General features: G+C 47.6%; 17 protein-coding genes. 2 read left to right on the top strand and 15 right to left on the bottom strand.

Translation table 11 applies throughout. From position 1 onward, the window contains the following. Nucleotides 1-10: 10 nt before the first annotated feature. Together pgeF and rluD are read right to left on the bottom strand one after the other, a co-directional pair. A complete protein-coding gene (gene pgeF / locus NAF29_RS13190; RefSeq protein ID WP_251262088.1) occupies nt 11-775 on the bottom strand; it encodes a peptidoglycan editing factor PgeF in 765 nt (254 codons plus the stop codon). Beyond that, the gene (gene rluD, locus NAF29_RS13185) at nt 744-1718 is read right to left on the bottom strand and encodes a 23S rRNA pseudouridine(1911/1915/1917) synthase RluD (RefSeq protein WP_251262087.1); all 975 of its coding nucleotides are present in this window, start codon (nt 1716-1718) and stop codon (nt 744-746) included. Before rluD ends, pgeF begins: the two co-directional genes overlap by 32 nt. A 115-nt stretch (nt 1719-1833) precedes the next feature. Between rluD and NAF29_RS13180 the strand changes: the two genes are divergently transcribed. After that, nucleotides 1834-2592: an outer membrane protein assembly factor BamD gene (locus tag NAF29_RS13180; protein WP_285817769.1), complete on the top strand. Its 759-nt coding sequence runs from the start codon at nt 1834-1836 to the stop codon at nt 2590-2592. Nucleotides 2593-2668: 76 nt separating this feature from the next. On the opposite strand, the gene NAF29_RS13175 is transcribed toward NAF29_RS13180, so the two are convergent. Together NAF29_RS13175 and NAF29_RS13170 are read right to left on the bottom strand one after the other, a co-directional pair. Continuing rightward, nucleotides 2669-3007, bottom strand: coding sequence for a P-II family nitrogen regulator (locus NAF29_RS13175; RefSeq protein WP_251262085.1), 339 nt, complete (start codon nt 3005-3007; stop codon nt 2669-2671). A gap of 12 nt (nt 3008-3019) precedes the next feature. Further along, nucleotides 3020-4633, bottom strand: a complete 1614-nt coding sequence (locus NAF29_RS13170; protein WP_251262084.1) for an NAD+ synthase — start codon at nt 4631-4633, stop codon at nt 3020-3022. A gap of 343 nt (nt 4634-4976) precedes the next feature. Between NAF29_RS13170 and NAF29_RS13165 the strand changes: the two genes are divergently transcribed. Beyond that, on the top strand, nt 4977-5546 hold the full coding sequence (locus NAF29_RS13165) for a GspH/FimT family pseudopilin (protein ID WP_251262083.1): 570 nt from the start codon (nt 4977-4979) through the stop codon (nt 5544-5546). 7 nt (nt 5547-5553) lie between these two features. On the opposite strand, the gene NAF29_RS13160 is transcribed toward NAF29_RS13165, so the two are convergent. The 11 genes from NAF29_RS13160 to murJ form a co-directional block, all read right to left on the bottom strand. Then, entirely contained in the window at nt 5554-6027 is a 474-nt protein-coding gene (locus tag NAF29_RS13160; protein WP_251262082.1) for a type IV pilin protein, read from the bottom strand. Then, nucleotides 6024-10151, bottom strand: a complete 4128-nt coding sequence (locus NAF29_RS13155) for a VWA domain-containing protein (protein ID WP_251262080.1) — start codon at nt 10149-10151, stop codon at nt 6024-6026. Before NAF29_RS13155 ends, NAF29_RS13160 begins: the two co-directional genes overlap by 4 nt. 25 nt (nt 10152-10176) lie before the next feature. Further along, nucleotides 10177-10731 carry a PilX N-terminal domain-containing pilus assembly protein gene (locus NAF29_RS13150; RefSeq protein WP_251262078.1) on the bottom strand — a complete coding sequence of 185 codons (555 nt, stop codon included), beginning with the start codon at nt 10729-10731 and terminating at the stop codon, nt 10177-10179. Next, nucleotides 10728-11612, bottom strand: a complete 885-nt coding sequence (locus tag NAF29_RS13145; protein WP_251262077.1) for a PilW family protein — start codon at nt 11610-11612, stop codon at nt 10728-10730. The genes NAF29_RS13150 and NAF29_RS13145 overlap by 4 nt, the downstream gene beginning before the upstream one ends. Continuing rightward, nucleotides 11609-12292 carry a type IV pilus modification protein PilV gene (gene pilV, locus NAF29_RS13140; RefSeq protein ID WP_251262076.1) on the bottom strand — a complete coding sequence of 228 codons (684 nt, stop codon included), beginning with the start codon at nt 12290-12292 and terminating at the stop codon, nt 11609-11611. Before pilV ends, NAF29_RS13145 begins: the two co-directional genes overlap by 4 nt. A gap of 112 nt (nt 12293-12404) precedes the next feature. After that, nucleotides 12405-13334: a 4-hydroxy-3-methylbut-2-enyl diphosphate reductase gene (gene ispH / locus NAF29_RS13135; protein ID WP_251262075.1), complete on the bottom strand. Its 930-nt coding sequence runs from the start codon at nt 13332-13334 to the stop codon at nt 12405-12407. Next, nucleotides 13334-13780: an FKBP-type peptidyl-prolyl cis-trans isomerase gene (gene fkpB / locus NAF29_RS13130; protein ID WP_251262074.1), complete on the bottom strand. Its 447-nt coding sequence runs from the start codon at nt 13778-13780 to the stop codon at nt 13334-13336. The genes ispH and fkpB overlap by 1 nt, the downstream gene beginning before the upstream one ends. Then, on the bottom strand, nt 13777-14310 hold the full coding sequence (lspA, locus tag NAF29_RS13125; RefSeq protein ID WP_251262073.1) for a signal peptidase II: 534 nt from the start codon (nt 14308-14310) through the stop codon (nt 13777-13779). The genes fkpB and lspA overlap by 4 nt, the downstream gene beginning before the upstream one ends. After that, on the bottom strand, nt 14303-17137 hold the full coding sequence (gene ileS, locus NAF29_RS13120; RefSeq protein WP_251262072.1) for an isoleucine--tRNA ligase: 2835 nt from the start codon (nt 17135-17137) through the stop codon (nt 14303-14305). The genes lspA and ileS overlap by 8 nt, the downstream gene beginning before the upstream one ends. Nucleotides 17138-17192: 55 nt before the next feature. After that, entirely contained in the window at nt 17193-18122 is a 930-nt protein-coding gene (gene ribF, locus NAF29_RS13115; RefSeq protein WP_251262070.1) for a bifunctional riboflavin kinase/FAD synthetase, read from the bottom strand. A 59-nt stretch (nt 18123-18181) separates the two neighbouring features. Next, nucleotides 18182-19735 (bottom strand): murein biosynthesis integral membrane protein MurJ, encoded by a 1554-nt coding sequence (gene murJ, locus NAF29_RS13110; protein WP_285817750.1) that lies wholly within the window; start codon nt 19733-19735, stop codon nt 18182-18184. Nucleotides 19736-19965: the final 230 nt, after the last annotated feature.

Here is a 19965-nt window from a genome sequence, read left to right as displayed (position 1 = left end):
AACTGGATATTCAAGCGTGTTGTTCGATCCAGATAGCCGAAGCCATGCGGCCCGTTACGCCATCTCGGCGATAAGAAAAGAATAATTCGGGTTGTTCAAATGTGCACCGAGCATCAGCAGAAATGTCGGTCACACCATATTTTTGAAGGCGTTGTACGGCTAATAAGTGCAAGTGAGCGAGCCACTTATTATTGCCTTGCGCAACAAAGGCTTGTTGGTGATGAGGCGATGATTTAATAAATGCAGCGCGCACTTCTTCGCCCACTTCAAATGCACGAGGCCCAATACAAGGCCCTAACCATACTCTGATATCTTTTACCGAGGTTTGCATGGCATCGATAGTATTCTCGATCACTCCATTTAACAATCCTCGCCAACCGGCATGCGCGGCTGCGACTTCTGAACCATCGGCAGCACAAAACAGAACGGGCAAGCAATCAGCTGTCATGACAATACACGCCTGACCCGGCACCTGCGTCACAGACGCGTCGGCCGACATGACGATGCGCGGTGCCGACGTTAAGTGCAACACTTGAGTACTATGAATTTGCTCTAGCCAATGAAGGTGTTGGCAACCTACCATCGATTGTTGCAGCGTGAGTCGGTTTTGATGCACAAGCGTTGCGTCATCATTCACGTGAAGCCCAAGATTTAAGCCTTGATAAGGCGGGCGACTCGCGCCCTTTTCACGTGTTGACTGAGTCGCACGGACATTGCTAGGCAAGGCCCAATCTTCGATCTGACTATCCGATATCTGAGGGATTTCTTCGCGCATCCTCGCGTAAAACCTCTGTAAGTTGCTTCATGTCATCTGGAATCGGCGCCTGCCAATCCATTTTCTCGCCCGTGATAGGGTGTTCTAAAATAAGACGAGCAGCATGAAGGGCTTGGCGTCTGAAACCTCTGAGTGCCTCGACCATTTCTGGGCTGGCACCTTTTGGCAATCGATTTCGGCCGCCGTATGTCGGATCCCCCACCAAAGCATGGTGTAAGTGAGCCATATGAACACGGATTTGGTGCGTACGTCCTGTTTCCAAACGTAGGCGAAGACGCGTGTGATGTGCAAATTTTTCTGCAACACGGTAATGCGTCACTGCTTCTTTACCATTTGGATGCACAGCCATGGCGGTACGACGATTAGGATGGCGTGAAATAGGTTCTTCAACCATTCCACCTGCTGTCATAACACCCACTGCGATAGCTTCATACTCACGCGTAATATTGCGATCTTGCAACATCGACACCAAGTGCGTTTGCGCAGGGACCGTTTTGGCCACCACCATCAACCCTGTTGTGTCTTTGTCTAGACGATGCACAATACCAGCACGCGGCACTTCAATCTGGGCCGGTAAATAGTGCAACAAAGCATTCAATAAAGTACCTTGCTGATTGCCCGCACCGGGGTGAACCACTAGTCCAGCAGGCTTATTGATCACTAAAATGTCATCATCTTCGTAGATAATATCGAGGTCGATGTCTTCAGGCTGATGCGTCACTTCGTCCTCAAGAACAACATTGAGCACTATTTTTTCGGTGCCCATGACTTTTTCTCGGCCTTTGGTCACGACCTTTCCATCGACTTCGGCGCGACCGTCAGCGATCCACGCTTGCACGCGAGTCCTTGAATAATCAGGAAAAACTTCAGCCAACGCTTGATCGAGGCGTTGTCCAAACTGGTGCGAACTTAGTTCTGCTGTAATCGAAAATTCTTGAGCCATAGTCTCATTCTTAGTCACGACACATTCACATCGTGCCGAGGATTAGTTTAGAATGCTGACATTGTATATGGAAGTCAGCCTAACCGAAACGCAGCAGTGCTGCGGAGATGTCGAAATGTTGTTTAGAAGATGGTCCGTATTGGGCTTAGTAATCCCTACATTGTTAATAGGTGCGTGCTCAAGCACTCCCGAAAAAGAAGAAATTTCCGAGCAACCTGCCGCTGAATTATATTTGGAATCTAAGCAGCGCATGAACACCGGTAATTACCGAAGTGCGATTGCTCACCTTGAAGCTTTATTGTCACGCTATCCGTTTGGGCCGCATGCAGACCAAGTGCAACTTGATCTGATTTACGGCTACTATGCGGTTTCAGACAATGCAGCAGCCCGTGCAGCCGCGGATCGATTCATTCGCTTAAACCCAACTCACAAAGACATCGACTATGCGTTGTATATGCGTGGCTTGATGAGTGAAGATGAAGATTCAAACTTTTTCCAAAGCATGTTTAACATCGATCGGTCTGATCGCGACCCTGCAATGGTGCGCCAAGCCTTTGGTGACTTTGAAAGACTGATTCGCGAGTATCCGGCCAGTAAGTATGCTCCAGATGCAGCCCGACGCATGATTGCGTTGAAAAATCGACTAGCGCGATATGAGGTACGAGTGGCCGAATACTACTACCAGCGTGAAGCGTACGTTGCGAGCATTGGGCGTGGGAAGTATGTCGTACAATATATGTCTGATACCCCTTCGGTCGAGCGTGCGTTAGAGCTCATGGTTGAAAGTTATGACAAACTGGATATGCCTGAAGCCAAGCAAGATACACTTGCAGTGCTGAAATTAAATTATCCAGACAACAGCATGGTGAACTAAACCACCACTGTTAAGTGATAAAAAAGCCAGTCACTCGACTGGCTTTTTTGATCCACTAAAAAACACGAAGCATTGATTACAATGCTTCGTCGTCTTCTTCGCCTGTGCGGATGCGAATTGCGCGTTCCACATTTTGGATGAATATTTTGCCGTCACCAATCTTGCCGGTGTGGGCCGCTTCTGTAATGGCTTCAACTGCGCGCTCAACATCAGCGTCAGGAACAACGATTTCTAATTTAACTTTCGGCAAGAAATCAACCATATACTCAGCGCCACGATACATCTCTGTATGACCTTTCTGACGACCGAAGCCCTTTACTTCTGTTACGGTTAAACCACTCACTCCGACTTGAGACAATGCTTCACGAACGTCATCAAGCTTAAATGGCTTAACGATGGCTTCTACTTTTTTCATACCTATTCCTTTTTACCAGTTCTGACGACCAAACCCTGAACAAATTGGATAACGGCGATCTTTCGCAAATCCTCGGGGGGTGATCCGTGGACCTACTGCAGATTGGCGTCGCTTGTACTCATTAATATCAATTAAACGAATCACTCGCCGCACAACGTTCTCATCGTAGCCTGCAGCTACAATATCTGCCAGTGATTCATCAAGTTCTACATATCTTTCAATCATATCGTCCAAGTCATCGTAATCAGGCAGGCTGTCTTGATCGACTTGTCCGGGCGCTAATTCAGCCGACGGAGGACGAGTAATCACACGTTCAGGAATAATTCGTCCTAACGTATTTCGATAATTCGATAAGGCGTAAACCATGGTCTTAGGCACATCTTTGAGCACCGCAAATCCACCACACATATCACCATAGAGCGTGGCATACCCCACAGCCATTTCACTTTTGTTGCCTGTAGTTAATACCATTCGACGACGTTTATTCGATATCGCCATTAAAATAACACCGCGACTTCGTGCTTGAAGATTTTCTTCCGTGGTGTCTTTTTCGGTTCCGGCAAACATCGGCTCAAGCTGGCTAGAGAACGCATCAAAAATAGGCTCAATCGATACCGCTTCGTACTCCACCCCCATTAGACGAGCTTGTTCGCTGGCATCGGCAATACTCATTTCAGAAGTATAGCGAAATGGCATCATCACGGCTTGCACTCGCTCTTTGCCCAACGCATCTCCGGCAATCGCTAAGGTGAGTGCTGAATCGATTCCGCCCGAAAGTCCCAATACTGCGCCTTCAAAACCATTGCGCAGAACATAATCACGCACGCTGCATACCAAGCCTTTGTAGATTTCGGCAAGGGAGTCCATGCTAGGGTTAGATTCGGTATCGCAACTTATGGTTTTGCCATCGAACCGCACCTTGGTAAGGTCAGGTTCAAATGCTGGTGCTTGGTAGACCGTGTGGCCCAATTCATTGATCGCCAATGATTGGCCATCGAACAATAACTCGTCTTGCCCGCAGCTATGATTCACATAAACCACTGGCACATTTAAGGCTTTGGCTTTGGACTCAATGATCCGATGACGCATCGCCGTTTTTTTGCTGTGATACGGAGACGCATTGGCCACCAGCAACAATTCGGCTCCGGCATCTTTGGCTGCTTGGCCGGGCTGTTCGTGCCAAATATCTTCACAAATGAGCACCCCTAAAGAATGCCCTTTTACTTGAATTACACAGCTTTTGTCGCCTTCGATAAAATAACGTTTTTCATCAAATACGCCGTAATTCGGCAGCGATTGCTTGTGGTAACGCTTTTTCTCTTCGCCATGGCTTAGCCACGCAAGACTATTGAAGATTCCTTGATGGGTTTTGGTCGGTAATCCAACCATTGCATCAATCGCTGGCATTTCAGCAAGAATCCGTGCGCGAGCGGCATCTACTCGGTCGTATAAATCAGGACGATATAAAAGATCTTCGGGAGGGTAACCCGTCAATGTTAATTCTGGAAAAAGAACGAGATCTGCACCTTCGGAGTAACTCTGATGCAGGGCATCCAAAATCTTCTGACAATTACCTTCAATGTCACCAACCCAGCAGTGCACTTGTCCAAGAGCAATGTTTAACACGTCTACCTCAAATTCTGGCCTTCATTCAGGCGCAATCATCATCAGGGCTCAATCATAAAGCAAGTTCTAAAGAAGTGGTACGGTTGGGATACATTCTGATCAAGTTTAAGCGTTTTTAGTCATTCAAATTGTTATGTATTAAATGAGTTAATAAAAGTAACAGCCGAACAATAAACCTAGAAAGGAAGTTGGCTGGGTCAAATGAGAGTTTGATGACGGCCGCTAAACCTGATCGGCTGAAACGTCTAAGGGCTAAAATCCGTGAGTTACTCAATGTCTTAGCATTGTAAATAATGCTAATCTTGCCGTTCAGTTAGGTCTTTAGAAGCGATGTTGAAGTCTTATGGCAAGGAAGTCTGGTTTTACCCTAATCGAATTAATGGTGACGGTTGCTATTGCCAGCATCGTATTACTTGCGGGCGTACCATCTTTGATCGAATTTATCCGTCACAGCCGAGCGTCTCAACAAGCCAGTTATGTGAGTTCTGCGCTACAAGTTGCTCGTATGAGCGCGATTGATTCGGCGCAGGTGATTGGTGTCTGTCCTGCCAAGGCAGATTTGTCGGCATGTTCGACGTCTTGGGATGATGCCATTATGATCTTTATCGATGCCGACAATAGTAAAACCTTTAACTCAGGTGATACCGTCATCCACAGCGTGGAGGCGGCGCCAGAAAGCATCACTCGCTCGTTCAATAATGGCACTGTGATTCAATACCAAGCTGAAGGCCACACCACTCAATTTGGCACCTTTAAAATTTGTGATAGCTCTAAAGAAGCCGCATATGCTCGAAGCGTCGTAATTAATCTGCAAGGCCGTATTAAACTCTCTAAGGATTATAACGGTAATGGCGTTCATGAGTATCCCAGTGGCACAGAGCTAAGCTGCGTTGCCTCTTCAGGTGCTTCCTAGGTCATCATCAACACTGCCAGCAGTACTCTGAGCTGGCAAACGTACCATCATTATTCGAATCCCACGCTTTCGCGCCATCGGAGCGATACAATAGCTTTCCATCTTTGCTCATATTTTCCGTACTCAATGGGGTAGCAAGGAGTTCATAGGTTCGGCCATTATCTCCGATTTTTTTGATGGTCAAATTGTATGCTTTGTTGGCTGAAGGCTCGTCAGCAGGCGACCAGCTGTTGAAAATAGTGGGGGCTCCGGTGTCTGCACCGTTGGCTCCGGCTCCACCATAGCTATAACTTTGTGCTTTGTAAGTTTCCATCGCGTTGGCCAATGCTAATAAATCAGCCATGGCTTTTTGCCGCTTGGTGGACATCACATGGTCGGTATAACTTGGGTATGCCACCAGCACGAGTACACCAAGAATCAATACCGCAATCATCAATTCAATGAGGCTGAAACCACGGATAGAGCGTTTACCTATGATCAAGGTGATATTTCCTTTTCGCTGCTCCAATTACTATCTCGATAAACGCGATTGGTTGGAGGCAGAAATGTATTCAAGGCGTTTGAACTATTGCCTTGCGAATTAGTCGATGAGTCGGGGTTGCCATCGCTATCAAACATGGTAGAGGCGTTTGCGCATTCGCTACTCACACAAATGACCGGAAGATCTTGTTCTGAATAGATAATTTTTGGAGAACTTGGAATGCCTCCATGCGTTAAATTGATATAGCGGTCATCTGCATCCACACTGTCATTCTCGTCATAGTCCCCGGTAGGAAGCCCGTAACTTAGCGACATCACATAAGCCCGTCCATTGCCCTCAGGAGGGGTACACGCGTTAGGCGCGGTGGCAGAGTCGCCTGGAATATATGTAGTGAACGCAACTTTGTAATCGGCGATCACAGGCGATGAAAGAACTTTTTCCCCCTCGGTCGTTAAGCGCACATAAAACCCTTTTTTATACCGATCTAACTCGGCAGTGCTTAACCCGTTCACATCGCTACCAGAGGTGATGTTGGTGGAGTCGAGTAAATCATCTTCAGCCACTTTGTTGAAGGCGTAGGTTACTTTATTTTTACCATTGACCGTTGCAGTTGTAGTTTCGAAAACACCGGCATCTCGTAACACATAAAAACGGTCGTTAATCTCAGTGTTCAAAGGATGAGCGCGATAGCCGGAGCCTAATGCAACCGCAAAATATTTACCAAAAGCATCATCGGCATACCCGACATCTGGCGTGTAAAAGAAGCGACGGTTATTAGCTTCCACCGAGCTTCCCGCAACATCTGCAATGATGCCACCCGATACAAAGTGAGTCGAACCGTGACCATTGTGAATATCAAAACGCAGTACTTGACCGCCCATATCCATGGCATACATATGATCGGAATAGCCATCTCTGTCGCGGTCTAACACGTAGATGTCGCCCGGAATTGCATAATCCATTCCCGCCACTGTGGTGTACTCTGAGCCACCGGATAGGTTGGCATTGCTCGCATACCAAAGGAGTTCGCCCGTGGCTGCGTCCACCATATAAATAACGTTGCCTACGCCATCGGTCACACGGGTTTCTTTGGTATCTTGCGTGGGGTCATAACCACCACCAAACACCAGTACATTTTTGTCTACATCATTAATTTGAACTTTAGCTGGGATCATCTTCGACCAGCTTTGTCCCAACTTGCTGTAAGGGCCAGTGGATTGAGGTTGAATAGGGTTGAGCCAAGCCATTGAGGGCGTGCTGCTAGTAACATCCAACGCGTAGTAGCTTTCTCCACCTCGGCGCATTCCGGCCACGAGGATCTTCTTATCACCTGAATCATACAGTGTGAGCGGGCCGTCCATGCCATACACTCGATTTACGAAAACAGAATTCTCGTAGTATTCATTGACGTTACTGAGTAACTCTTCGGGAATGAACGAATACAGCTCTTTGCCATTACTGGTATCAATGGCGTGAATAAACCCTTGGTTAGTGCCAAAAAATATGACGTCATTGCCTTTGTCATTATTCATCACAACGGGTGACGAGTGCAGAGGATCCCCCATGGTGTAATCAGCATTTCCATCATCATCGAGCCCCTTAATCCAATTAAGCAGCTCATCGCGGCGATCCGACGCATCCGATCGCGCAGAAATCCCCAGCACATCCTCGGTCACAAGAGACTGATGTGCAGACGATGATATTTGTTTAAAGCCGTCTAAATTACTATATACCACTCGGTTGGTCAGATTAGCATTGACTTCAGTGGCTCCGCCGACTGATACCTCATCGTTTCCGGATGACGTTGTCGACCAATAGTCGCCCTCAGCTGACTCAAAAAAGCCTGTGGCGGGGTCAACCGCATTGTTGCCACTTTTGCCCAAAATCAGGCCATCTTGGACCTTATACTTCTTTAAATTGCCGGGCCAATCCTGCGTGTCTCGCGGGCTAAATACGGCGTAATAGACAAAATTATCGTGCAGTAATTTGTTGACGTCTGAAATAGCAACCGAGGGTGCAACAAAGGTCGTGTTACGCTTTTTTGCATCAGAAATAATGCGCTGAAATGCTTCTGCGACTGACGTTGCATCGGAGGTTGGATAGAAATCTCCGCCGCCCAAAGTTGCCATATCTTGTAGATAAGTGAGCCAGCTCGGCGTGCCTGTCCCTTCCGGTACAAAAGAAATGGTGTGGGTGAAAATTCTGGCATCTTCTGCGCCATTAGGCTTTTCGCTTGCGGCATTGTACTGCGCTAAATGCACACCACAGTTCACATCATTAATATTGCCGCTGGTTTTTGCATCACATGTTTTGCCCGTTAAGGCATCGATTGAATCTCTCACATGTTGTCGTGTTTTATTGGCATATCCGTCGGTCAGCAATACCAAATGATTTTGTTGACACACATGAGTCACAGGGCTGACGTATTTCGGTTTAGGTGACGAAGGAATGTATTCGCTTGAACAGGCCGACGCACTCAAATTATCTTCCGAGCAACCCGCTGCGCGGACAGGTTCTGCCCCCGAATACGAATTTTCATGACTGACTCGAGTCAGTGGCTTCACTTTCGAATCGGTTCCGCGAACCAAACCATATTCAACGTCTTTGGAATTGAAGTATCGATAGGCTTCGTACATCGTCTCAGCAACAGGTGTATATCCTTCGTGAGTTAAACCGTCTACCAATGTTTGCATGTGTTGCCGCACGGTAAAGCTAGATGACTCCGCCGTGCCACGATACTTAATGTACAACGACACCGCTTTGCTGGCGCTGCCTTTGTAGGTATATGCTTTAATTTCTTTGTTAGACGGCGTGATTTTAAATGACATTGCATTGCCACTTTTCCAACCCGATTTACTCACAACGCTGGTGATTAGCGACGATATGTTTGACGTATTTTGAGCCGAGTTAGTCCACCAGCCATTGACCGTCCACGACACATTGCCAAGAAAATCTCTTGAGGTGACTGGGTATCGAGAGTTGGAATAGGCCGCTGCGTTTGTGGTGTCTTCTATGGATATTTTAGACGTAGATGAATTTGATTGGTTGGCGTATGGCGTCAGCGTTAAGTACGCCTCTTCAATGGTTGCTCCTTGCGGAACTGATACATTTTCAAAACGTAAACCAATGGCCTGATTTTCATTGGACTTTACATTGATCACATTACCGGTGCTGTTCCAGCCATTGGTGGTTTCTTCAACATTATTTTCTTGGGCGCTAATTTGGTTGGCGTGACTGCCACTGACACACCCACTTGCATTGCTGTAGTCATAGCTAATTTTTAACGCAGCCGCTAACGATGAAGAACTGTCATTGGCGTGAATAGGACGCGCGCCATAGCTAGAACCATTTTCGGCCTTCACAAACAAACTTAACGCTTGGCCTCCGCACCAGCCACTGCGCTCAGTGATTTCTTCCACAATAGAGGTCACATCAAAACTTGGGCTGAATTGATCTTGAGACCATACGGAGGCATCGGTAATACTGGATGTTTCGGAGGTGAACGTCCTGCTTGAGAGATCGTTAGATGCGGTCGAAAACTGTTCTGAATTGTCAGCATCTTCGCCTTTGATAGTAAACGTCACAGCATCCGCACTGTCTGTCGATGCTCCAAAATATAATTGGGCCGAATGAATGCTGGCTCCTTGCGGAATACGTACATCTTCAAAACGAAAACCATGTAAGTCGCCGTTACCCAAACTAATCACGGTATTATCCAATACCACGTAACCCGAATTCGTCTCTGAGCCATCATTTTGGTCAAGCCGCACACTTACCCGCTCATCGGGCGATACTGCTGAATCGATATGACTCACAGGAAATAAAACAGGCCCGCCGGGATCAGAAAAACGCATAAGCCCCACGTTCACGTCGGTCGATGCAGCAAGCACTTCTTTAAGCGCTTCCTGAACTTTGTACAAACGCGTGGTTGATGTGCCGTCCTTGCCATCCATACTGCCGGAAGTATCAATGACAAACATGACGTTGGGCAAGTAAGTCGCCGAAGAGTCGCTGGCCCCAGCATAGATTTCAATGTCATCTGCCGCAGCCATGCCAGCACATAAAGAGAATACAACACTGGCAGTGCACGCCGTGATTCGTTTCCACATGGTTGCTGGAGCCATCTTCATGTCCTCTTATACGCCCTAACTACTCGGACTTTGGTCCAAGTAAATATATTTGTAATTCATTCGCAGTGGTTGTTCGCTCGCCTGCCACATGCCCGCATCCTCGCACTTGGAAATAATGAAACCCTTGATTAAATCCCCAACCGGCTGGCACTCTCAGGCCTTCTCCAACATAGGCAACTTTGGACCAAGAGTTTAATTCTGGATCAGCATGCAAGCTGCCTGTACCACTATGAACCGCTCCTTTGGTCATGCCCGAGCTGGTCATGGTTCTAGACGTCCAATTGGCATCATGACACTCCATACTATCAATTTCAGGGTCAAAACTAGCTGCACCTTGAGCAATCGTCAGTACCCGCAAGTTGGCATCTAAAGTCACGTCTTCTTGCTCAAAGACCACGCCATCAATCGCAACTTCTGCGGCATCAAATGCCATGCCTGACGCATCAAATAATGTGGCCATTTTTTGCTGCATGGTCGAGCGATTCAGCGCTAGTACCCCAGTCAAGGTTAACACCAGAAGAATAACAAGCGACACCACCAAGGCGGCCCCAGATTGGGTGTGTATTGGTCTCATGAGCTCGCTCCAAACACGGCAGCGTTCCAAGCATTGCGCAGCATCACCGTTTGTTCAAAGGTACGGTAAACACGTGCTTCAGCCGGCACAGAGGCTTTATTGTCTAATAATTTCATTTTGCGGTTAGCGCCATTTTTGCTGATAGTGTCTTCGCTAAATAGCAACAGTGATAACTGAACGGCGACGACACGAGCTCCGGCATTTACCGCAACGGTTGCTCGGTCAGCTGTTGCGTAGTAACTGGGTTGACCAGTAAATGCACCCAATGCATCGGGCTCTGCCACACCATATAGAATCTGAAAATCATCCACATTTTCTACCAACGTCACAGCATTTGATGAACCGGAAGAGGACTTCACACCTCTGAGTACCCGGCCATCATAGCCTTTGCATTTAAGCTGGTTGGCATCTAAATAGTATTCATTTACCACATGGAATTCGCGAGCCACGGTTTGCCCCGCCACGACCACCGTCCCGTATCCATGACTATCTCGAGTACAGTCAGCACCGCCTTGCATACCTATCACCAGTGTATCCGAAGCGCCGCTCGCCCCTTCTTTGCTTCCCAGAAACGCGTTGGAAAGAAATGCACCAACAAACCCAACTGCGGTATCTACAACCTCTGCTTGTTCTGTGGTCACTTCAATACCATTAACATCTAATTCAGGTGCTTGCGGGTTATAGCTCCCCGCCAACCGCACATCCTGAGTGAGTTTCGATAGTGCAAAACGCCCATTTTCTTGCACCGAAGATAAGGCTTCATTGAGTCTCAAACTCGCATTATTGCTAGTCAGCACCGTTAATGAGCCTGCCAACAATGCCGTTCCGATCACCAGCGATACCAACAGTTCAACGAGCGTCATACCTTTTTGAGTATTCATCGTGAACCTCCAAGCGTCACCGTTAACAGCACACAGTTTCGATCAACATTTTGGGCCCCTGTCGCAGCAAGTCCAAGCGTGATGTCGGTTGGGCAACTCGCTCGCGAGGACACATCAGATACGCTTGCTGGCCAACTGGCTGTAACCACATAATTACTGTGTGCTGAACACGCATCTCCATCGGCACTATTGGCATCCTGGCAAGCCACTTCCAAAAAAAAGTCGGGATGAACGTTTACTCCAGCACAACTCATTTCCCACGCATCAAACTGAGCCAGCTCGGATGCAGAGCACGACGCGGCATTGGTACTGCCATCATCTCGGCATTTAGGCACATTGTTAGGAATGGTTTGGCAGTAGCAATTCCAAGCCGTTGATGTGCAACTACCAAGGCCTGAAAAGTTATAATTTGTTTTGGTGCTATAAGCGTTGTCGTTAGCCGCAACAAGAACAGGTGATGTATAATCTGTTCGATTGACGTATTGTTGATTTAGGCGAATTCGGTCGGCCATGCTTTGTACAATGACCATGGCTTGCGAACGCACATAGCTGTCTTGGTTTGCTTGAGTCACAGTTAATTGCATTGCTGCAAGCCCAAGCAAGCCCACAACTAAAATGAACATAGTGATCAGCACTTCAATCAAGGTAAATCCTTTTTGATTGAATGAAGGTTTCAACATTGCGTTCCTCTATATCCCCGTGACATCAATCTCACTGTGCTTGGATTCATGTGTGCAACCTACAAAAAAGCCACCGAAATGGTGGCTTATTGGAAACTCAGCAAGAATGTGACTATTGCAACTCAGCCGGCACTGCGAAGGTTATATTTTCTTCTCGTCCCGGATGTTCTTGTACCTGAGTACCACCCCATTCTTGCAGGCGTTCTACAACTTGTTGCACCAAAATTTCTGGCGCTGAAGCCCCAGCGGTTACACCAATGGTATTCACACCGGTGAGCCATTCTTTTTCAATGTTGTCTGCAGTATCGATGAGGTAAGCAGTGGTGCCTATTTTCTCGGCCAACTCACGAAGTCGATTTGAGTTTGAGCTATTACGTGCGCCAACCACCAACATGGCGTCGGTTTTAATAGCAAGTTCTCGCACTGCGTCTTGACGATTTTGCGTGGCATAGCAAATATCGTCTTTGCGCGGCCCTACAATTTTCTCAAAACGTTCGCGTAGCGCATCAATCACTTCGGCCGTGTCATCTACAGACAAGGTTGTTTGAGTAACGTAACACAGATTATTCGGATCTTTTACTGGCAATGTTTTGACATCCGCCGGAGATTCGACCAAATAAATACCACCACTATCAGTATCATACTGACCCATTGTGCCCTCAACTTCTGGGTGTCCTGCATGGCCAATCAAAATACATTCGGTACCTCGTTTGCTCGCACGAGTCACTTCCATATGGACTTTAGTGACCAATGGACAGGTGGCATCAAATACTTTGAGACCTCGTTGTTTGGCATTATCACGCACAGCTTTGGACACGCCATGCGCTGAAAAAATAACAATGCAGTCGTCTGGAACTTCGTCCAATTCATCTACAAAAATGGCGCCTCGATCACGTAATCCATCCACAACATAGCGATTGTGAACAACTTCATGACGTACATAGATAGGCGGTTCAAACAATTCTAAGGCACGTTCGACAATACTAATTGCGCGGTCCACTCCCGCACAAAAGCCACGCGGATTGGCTAATAAAATGTCCATTATTCATTACCCTCAACATTTAGAATTTCAACTTCAAACGTAACGGTTTGCCCCGCCAGCGGATGATTAAAATCGACGGTCACAGAGTCACCCACGACTTCACGAACGATTCCCGGAATTTCAGCACCATTCGGTTGTGTAAACACAACAATCGAACCCTCTTCGGCGGGTGTTTCAGCAGTAAACTTGGTCCGGTCGAGGTGGTGAATATTATCAGGGTTGGCTTGTCCAAAAGCTTCATCTGGTCCCAACTCGAATGTGCGCTCATCCCCCTTAGACAGCCCGAGTAAGCAGTTTTCAAAGCTCTCGGTTAAGTTGCCATCGCCCACTTGAAATTGGGCAGGTTTATTATTCACTTTGGTGCTGTCGGCCACCGTTCCATCTTTCAGTTTAATGCTGAAATGCATGATCACCGTTGCGCCTTTGCTGATCGTGATTCCGGTCATTTCGACTGCTCCGTTGGATTCTTCCAAGCATCCCAGATCAATAGCACTGCACCCACACAAATGGCCGAGTCTGCAATGTTAAACGCAGGCCAGTGAGAAGCCCCCACGTAAACATCAATAAAGTCGATAACATAACCGTAGGCAGCACGATCAATCACATTGCCCAATGCGCCGCCTAAAATAAGCGTAAAGGCTAAATTTTGAAGCGCTTGAGTCGCGTTATTTTTACGCAACCAATACAGCAACATGCCACTGACACCAATGGCAATCGCGGTAAAGAACCAGCGCTGCCAACCGCCCGCATCGCTCAAAAAGCTAAATGCGGCGCCTTCATTGTGAACATACGTTAAATTGAAAAACGGCAAAACCTCAATACTCTGGTAGAGATCCATTTGATCAATCACAAGTAACTTGGTGACCTGATCTAAAATCAAACTAATGATCGCCACCCATACCCAACGCAGGCCACTATCGCGCCAGCTTGTTTGTTCTGGCGTTATGTTCGTTTGAGCTGCACTTGCATTAGGCATAATGACGTTCCTCGCCTTCACCATCAACGTTGGTCACACAGCGGCCACACAACGTTGGGTGCGCTTCGTGCGTGCCCACATCATCACTATGGTGCCAACAGCGCTCACACTTCGGAGCTTCTGTCGCTGAGACCGCCACTTTTAATTGCTCAATTTCAGTGGCAACCGCATCAACGCCTTCCGCTAACGGTTTGATTTGAACTGTTGATGTTAACAACACAAAGCGCAACTCATTGCCCAATGCCTGCAGTACGTCGGTCAATGAACCGTCCGTGTAAAGCGTGACATTGGCTTCGAGTGTGCCACCTATCAAGTCATCACGGCGCGCTGCTTCGAGAGATTTATTCACCTCGGTGCGCACCGCCAGTACTTGCTGCCATTGCTCTGCAGACAAAGGGGCATCAGCTGGAAGCTCGCGAAGACCGTCAAACCACTCCGCGGTAAATACGTACTGCTCGTGTTTACCCGGTAATGCTTGCCAAATTTCCTGTGCGGTAAAGCTCATGATTGGGGCCATCCAACGCACCAACGCTTCGGCGATGGAATACAGCGCTGTTTGACATGAACGACGCGCTAGGCCGCTGTCTTTTGCGGTGTATTGGCGATCTTTAATAATGTCGAGATAAAAGCTCCCCATGTCCATTGAACAGAACAACATCAATGACTGGTTCACTTGGTGAAGGTTGTAGTTTTCGTAAGCATCAACAATAGTATTTTGCGTTTCGAGGGCACGAGCTACGGCCCATTGGTCTAGCGCAACCATGTCTTCAAATGGCACTGCATCCGTTTCTGGATTAAAGCCATTTAAGTTCGCAAGTAAGAAACGCGCAGTATTACGAATTCGACGGTACGCGTCAGCACTGCGTTTGAAGATTTCATCAGAAACCGTCATTTCTTGAGTGTAATCCGTTGACGCAACCCACAAACGCAAGATATCTGCCCCTAACTTGCCAATAACCTCTTTCGGTGCAATCACGTTGCCCAAGGATTTCGACATTTTACGGCCGTCTTTGTCAACGGTAAAACCATGCGTTAACGCTGCTTTATAAGGCGCTTCACCTTTGATGGCGATAGATGTTAACAACGAGGACTGGAACCAACCACGATGCTGATCCGACCCTTCTAAGTACAAGTCGGCTTTGTTGCCGTGGAACGTTTCTTCACGCGCATCAACGACGCATGCATGCGTCACACCAGAGTCAAACCATACATCTAAGGTGTCTTGCACCTTACGGTATTGGTCACATTCTTCGGCCGTTAAGATGTCTTTGAGTTCCAAATCGAACCAAGCTTGAATGCCTTCTTTTTCCACACGCTTGGCGATTTCTTCAAGCAACTCCAACGCGTTAGGGTGCAATTCGCCTGTGTCTTTATCAACAATCAAAGCAATAGGAACCCCCCACGTACGTTGACGAGAGATACACCAATCTGGACGACCATCAACCATACTGCGAATGCGGTTCTCACCCCATTCAGGCAACCATTGCGTGTCTTTAATTTCGTTCAATGCCGCATCACGCAAGCCCGCTTGCTCCATGCTGACAAACCATTGCGGTGTTGCTCGGAAGATAATCGGCGTTTTATGACGCCAGCAATGCGGATAGCTGTGCTGGTAATTCACATGGCACAATAGGGTGTGATTTTCTTTCATGGCTTCGACAATAATGCCGTTGGCATTTTTAACGTGTTGCCCGCCAACCAATGGCGTTTCAGGTTTAAACACGCCATGATCGAGAACTGGATTAGCCACTTCTAAGTCATACTGCTGACCGACGATGAAATCGTCTTGACCATGCCCCGGTGCCGTATGCACACATCCCGTACCTGATTCAGTGGTCACATGCATGCCCAAAATAACAGGGACTTCCATATCAAATAATGGATGTTTAAGTGCAGCAAGCTCTAAGTCAACACCGCGGCAGGTGGCCACAACGTGAAAATCGCTGATGCCGTAGCGGTCCATTGCATCCATCATCAGGGCATTAGCCATCACCAAACGACGTGGCCCTGTTTCCGTATTCGCTTGAACCACCACATAATCAAGTTCAGGGTGAACAGCCACCGCTCGGTTTGCAGGTAAAGTCCAAGGCGTTGTGGTCCAAATCACCACTGAAACTGGGCCTTCCCCTGTATGATCTGCAGGGTGGTCGCATTTAGCCAACAAGGCTTCGGCGTCAACGACTTCAAACGCAACATCAATCGCCGGAGATGTCTTGTCTTGATATTCAACTTCCGCCTCAGCGAGCGCTGAACCACAATCGGTACACCAGTGAACGGGTTTAAAGCCCTTGTGCAAGTGACCATTTTCTACAATTTTTGACAAAGCGCGCAATTGATTGGCTTCGAAGTCAAAGTTCATCGTGAGATAAGGGTTGTCCCACTCACCAAATACACCTAAACGCTTGAAACTCTCGCGCTGACCGTCGACTTGACGAGCCGCATATTCTCGACACTTAACTCTAAATTGGGCTGCATCAAGCTTTTTGCCTGGCTTACCATGTTTTTTCTCAACCTGAAGTTCGATCGGCAAACCATGACAATCCCACCCCGGTACATAAGGAGCATCAAAGCCACTCAATGTTTTAGATTTAATAATGACGTCTTTCAGAATCTTGTTAACGGCATGCCCCAAGTGAATTTCACCGTTGGCGTACGGAGGACCATCATGAAGAATGAATGATTTGCGACCTTTGCGCGCATCACGAATGACGCCGTACAAATCATTTTTCTGCCATTGTTGCAGCATCTTCGGCTCGCGCTGGGCTAAGTTGCCGCGCATGGGGAAATCTGTTTCTGGAAGGTTCAGCGTGTCTTTATACTGGCTCATTGAAAGCTCAATCCTGATGTCGTCTGTCTTACGTCAATTCGAAAGAATATAATCATCACAGCTGAGCCAAGCTCGACTGTGCATTTAATTTGTCTTGGTGCAACTGCGCGGTTAAAGCCTCGACAGATGCAAACGGCTGCTCTTCTCGCAATTTTGCGACCAGTTCAACCCGAATTCGTTGGCCATATAAATTGCCTTCGAAATCAAAAATATGTACTTCCAACTGGCAACGCGTGCCATTCACTGTGGGCCGCGTACCAATATTCGCCATACCGGTACGACGCTCGCCAGAGGCTAACTCAACCTCTACGGCATACACGCCTTTCACTGGCACCACTTGGCGTTTCATAAATACGTTCGCAGTAGGAAACCCTATGGTCCGTCCCAGCGCCTTACCGTGGGCCACACGCCCAGTGAGTGCATACTTACGGCCCAACATAGACTGCGCGTCATCGAGCTGATTCGTCGACAACGCCGCTCGAATTTTAGTGCTACTTACACGCATTTGGCTCAGCACAAAGCTCGCGGTATTAGCCACCACAAAATGATGCTGTTGGCCCGCTTTAAGCAACAAGTCGAAGTCACCTTGGCGTTTTTGGCCAAATCGAAAATCATCGCCCACCACTAAAAATTTCACAGCAAGCTGTGTGACCAATAATTGCGATATAAATTGCTCAGCAGTCAGCGACGAAAAATGCTGATTAAACTGAATACACAGTAATCGGTCAACACCTAGCTCTGCCAGCAACTGCACTTTATCGCGCAATAAACTCAAGCGAGCAGGCGCTGTTTCGCGTGCGAAAACTTCTTGAGGCTGAGGCTCAAATACCATCACAGTTGATGGAAGCTGATACTCTTTTGCCTTTGCAACCAATTGCTTAATAACAGCTTGATGCCCAAGGTGCACACCGTCGAAATTACCGATAGTGAGTACACACCCTTGGTGCTCTGGTCGCAAATTGTGTATACCGCGAATTAGTTCCATGGTGGCCATGTTGGCTGTAAAAGCGCGGATTATAACGTGTTCAATGCGCTGCTTACTAGCTATCGCATTAAATGTCTTACTCGCACACCCAGAATCCCTAACATAACCGTATAGACGGAAGCAGCCAAGAGCATTAATCCAACCAACCAAAACACCGCTTCAGTAAAGCTAAATTGCAACCAGTGTTTAAACTCAGGGCTTAAGTACCAAACGCTAAACGCCATAATGACAGCACTGATCAACATACGAATAATTAAACCAACGGATTCACTCGAAAGCTGAAATACTCCCAGTTGGCGCAAACCCCAATACAACAGCCCAGCATTGAGCAAAGCCGATAGAGAGGTTGCCGCGGCAAGGCCAATGTAACCAAGCCAAGACGCCAATATCACATTGAAAACCATGTTGGACACCATGGCATAAATGCCAAATTTAACCGGTGTTTTGGTATCTTGCCGCGCAAAATAGCCCGGGGCCAACACTTTGATGTACATGAAAAACAGCAGGCCTGATGCATACGCAAACAAGCTATAGCTCGACGCCAGTACATCATTGGAAGTGTACTCCCCTCGCATGAAGAGCAGCATCAAAATAGGCTGCGCCAACACAATGAGCCCAAGGGCGGCAGGCAGACCAAGTACACTCACCATTCTCACGCCCCAATCCATGGTGTGTTTAAAGGCGTCTTTATCGTGTGCGGCAGCCTTACTACTGAGACTTGGCAATACCACAGTGGCGATAGCTATACCAAACAGGCCTAGTGGAAATTCCAACAAACGGTCGGCGTAATACAGCCAACTAATAGAGCCGGTCATTAAAAAGCTGGCGATAAAGGTATCGAATAACAAGTTGAGTTGACTTACCGACACACCGAACAATGCAGGGATCATCAACGTACGTATTTTCACTACACCAGGTTGACGCCATCCCCACTTGGGTTTGACCAAAAAACCTGCTCGCTTCAAAAATGGAATTTGAAATAAGAACTGAATGATTCCACCCAAAAAAACGCCCCACGCTAACCCTAGCGCAGGTTCGTCTAGTGTTGGGCTGAGTAGTAAAGCGCAACTAATAATCGCTATATTCAAAAATACGGGGGTAAACGCGGCCACAGCAAAACGCCCATAGGTATTCAGAATCGACCCCGAAAGCGCCGTCAGTGCAATAAAAAACAGGTAAGGAAAGGTAATTTTAAGCATCAGCGATGCCGTTTCGAACTTATGCGCCTCGGGCCCATCATTCAGCCACTCGATAAACCACCCCGTACCGAATATAGCCGCTAAAACAGGAGAGCCCACAACGCCAACAATGGTCGCAATCATCACCAATGTGCCCAAAGTACCCGACACATAAGCGATTAGCTGGCGAACACCGTCTTTGTCGCCTTCAGCTTTGGTTTCTGCCAGCACAGGAACAAACGCCTGTGCAAATGCGCCTTCTGCAAATAAACGGCGTAAAAAATTAGGAATTTTATTGGCAAAAAAGAACACGTCCGCTGCGGCACCGGCTCCCATTAAGTTGGCAACTACAACATCTCGTACCAACCCTAGCACCCGCGAAATCAGTGTCATAGCACTGACAATCGCGCCCGATTTAACTAATTGCTTACTCAAGCTTCATTCCTTTTGTGGCAGCGACCTAACAAATCCGATGATTTAGCGTGCTTAAGCACTGGCTTTAGGCCCAACGTACTGCTAAAATCCGCGCTCATCTTACTAGGCTGTACGCAAATCGCCAAAAGCAACTTGCAAAGCCTGTAAGCTAACGCGAAATTAATTGACATTGGGTTTTTAACGGTGCAAAATGCGCCGCCTTGAAAATCTATCTACATAAGTGAATTGGG

The organism is Echinimonas agarilytica (genome assembly GCF_023703465.1).
Classification (GTDB): Bacteria; Pseudomonadota; Gammaproteobacteria; order Enterobacterales; family Neiellaceae; genus Echinimonas; species Echinimonas agarilytica.
Note: the sequence above shows the minus strand (reverse complement) of the source record. Positions and strands in the feature narration are given on the sequence as shown.

Coding starts and splice junctions, on each gene's coding strand:
- pgeF (WP_251262088.1), bottom strand. CDS start 775: ATGCGCGAAGAAATCCCTCAGATATCGGATAGTCAGATCGAAGATTGG.
- rluD (WP_251262087.1), bottom strand. CDS start 1,718: ATGGCTCAAGAATTTTCGATTACAGCAGAACTAAGTTCGCACCAGTTT.
- NAF29_RS13180 (WP_285817769.1), top strand. CDS start 1,834: ATGTTGTTTAGAAGATGGTCCGTATTGGGCTTAGTAATCCCTACATTG.
- NAF29_RS13175 (WP_251262085.1), bottom strand. CDS start 3,007: ATGAAAAAAGTAGAAGCCATCGTTAAGCCATTTAAGCTTGATGACGTT.
- NAF29_RS13165 (WP_251262083.1), top strand. CDS start 4,977: ATGGCAAGGAAGTCTGGTTTTACCCTAATCGAATTAATGGTGACGGTT.
- NAF29_RS13155 (WP_251262080.1), bottom strand. CDS start 10,151: ATGGCTCCAGCAACCATGTGGAAACGAATCACGGCGTGCACTGCCAGT.
- NAF29_RS13150 (WP_251262078.1), bottom strand. CDS start 10,731: ATGAGACCAATACACACCCAATCTGGGGCCGCCTTGGTGGTGTCGCTT.
- NAF29_RS13145 (WP_251262077.1), bottom strand. CDS start 11,612: ATGAATACTCAAAAAGGTATGACGCTCGTTGAACTGTTGGTATCGCTG.
- pilV (WP_251262076.1), bottom strand. CDS start 12,292: ATGTTGAAACCTTCATTCAATCAAAAAGGATTTACCTTGATTGAAGTG.
- ispH (WP_251262075.1), bottom strand. CDS start 13,334: ATGGACATTTTATTAGCCAATCCGCGTGGCTTTTGTGCGGGAGTGGAC.
- fkpB (WP_251262074.1), bottom strand. CDS start 13,780: ATGACCGGAATCACGATCAGCAAAGGCGCAACGGTGATCATGCATTTC.
- lspA (WP_251262073.1), bottom strand. CDS start 14,310: ATGCCTAATGCAAGTGCAGCTCAAACGAACATAACGCCAGAACAAACA.
- ileS (WP_251262072.1), bottom strand. CDS start 17,137: ATGAGCCAGTATAAAGACACGCTGAACCTTCCAGAAACAGATTTCCCC.
- ribF (WP_251262070.1), bottom strand. CDS start 18,122: ATGGAACTAATTCGCGGTATACACAATTTGCGACCAGAGCACCAAGGG.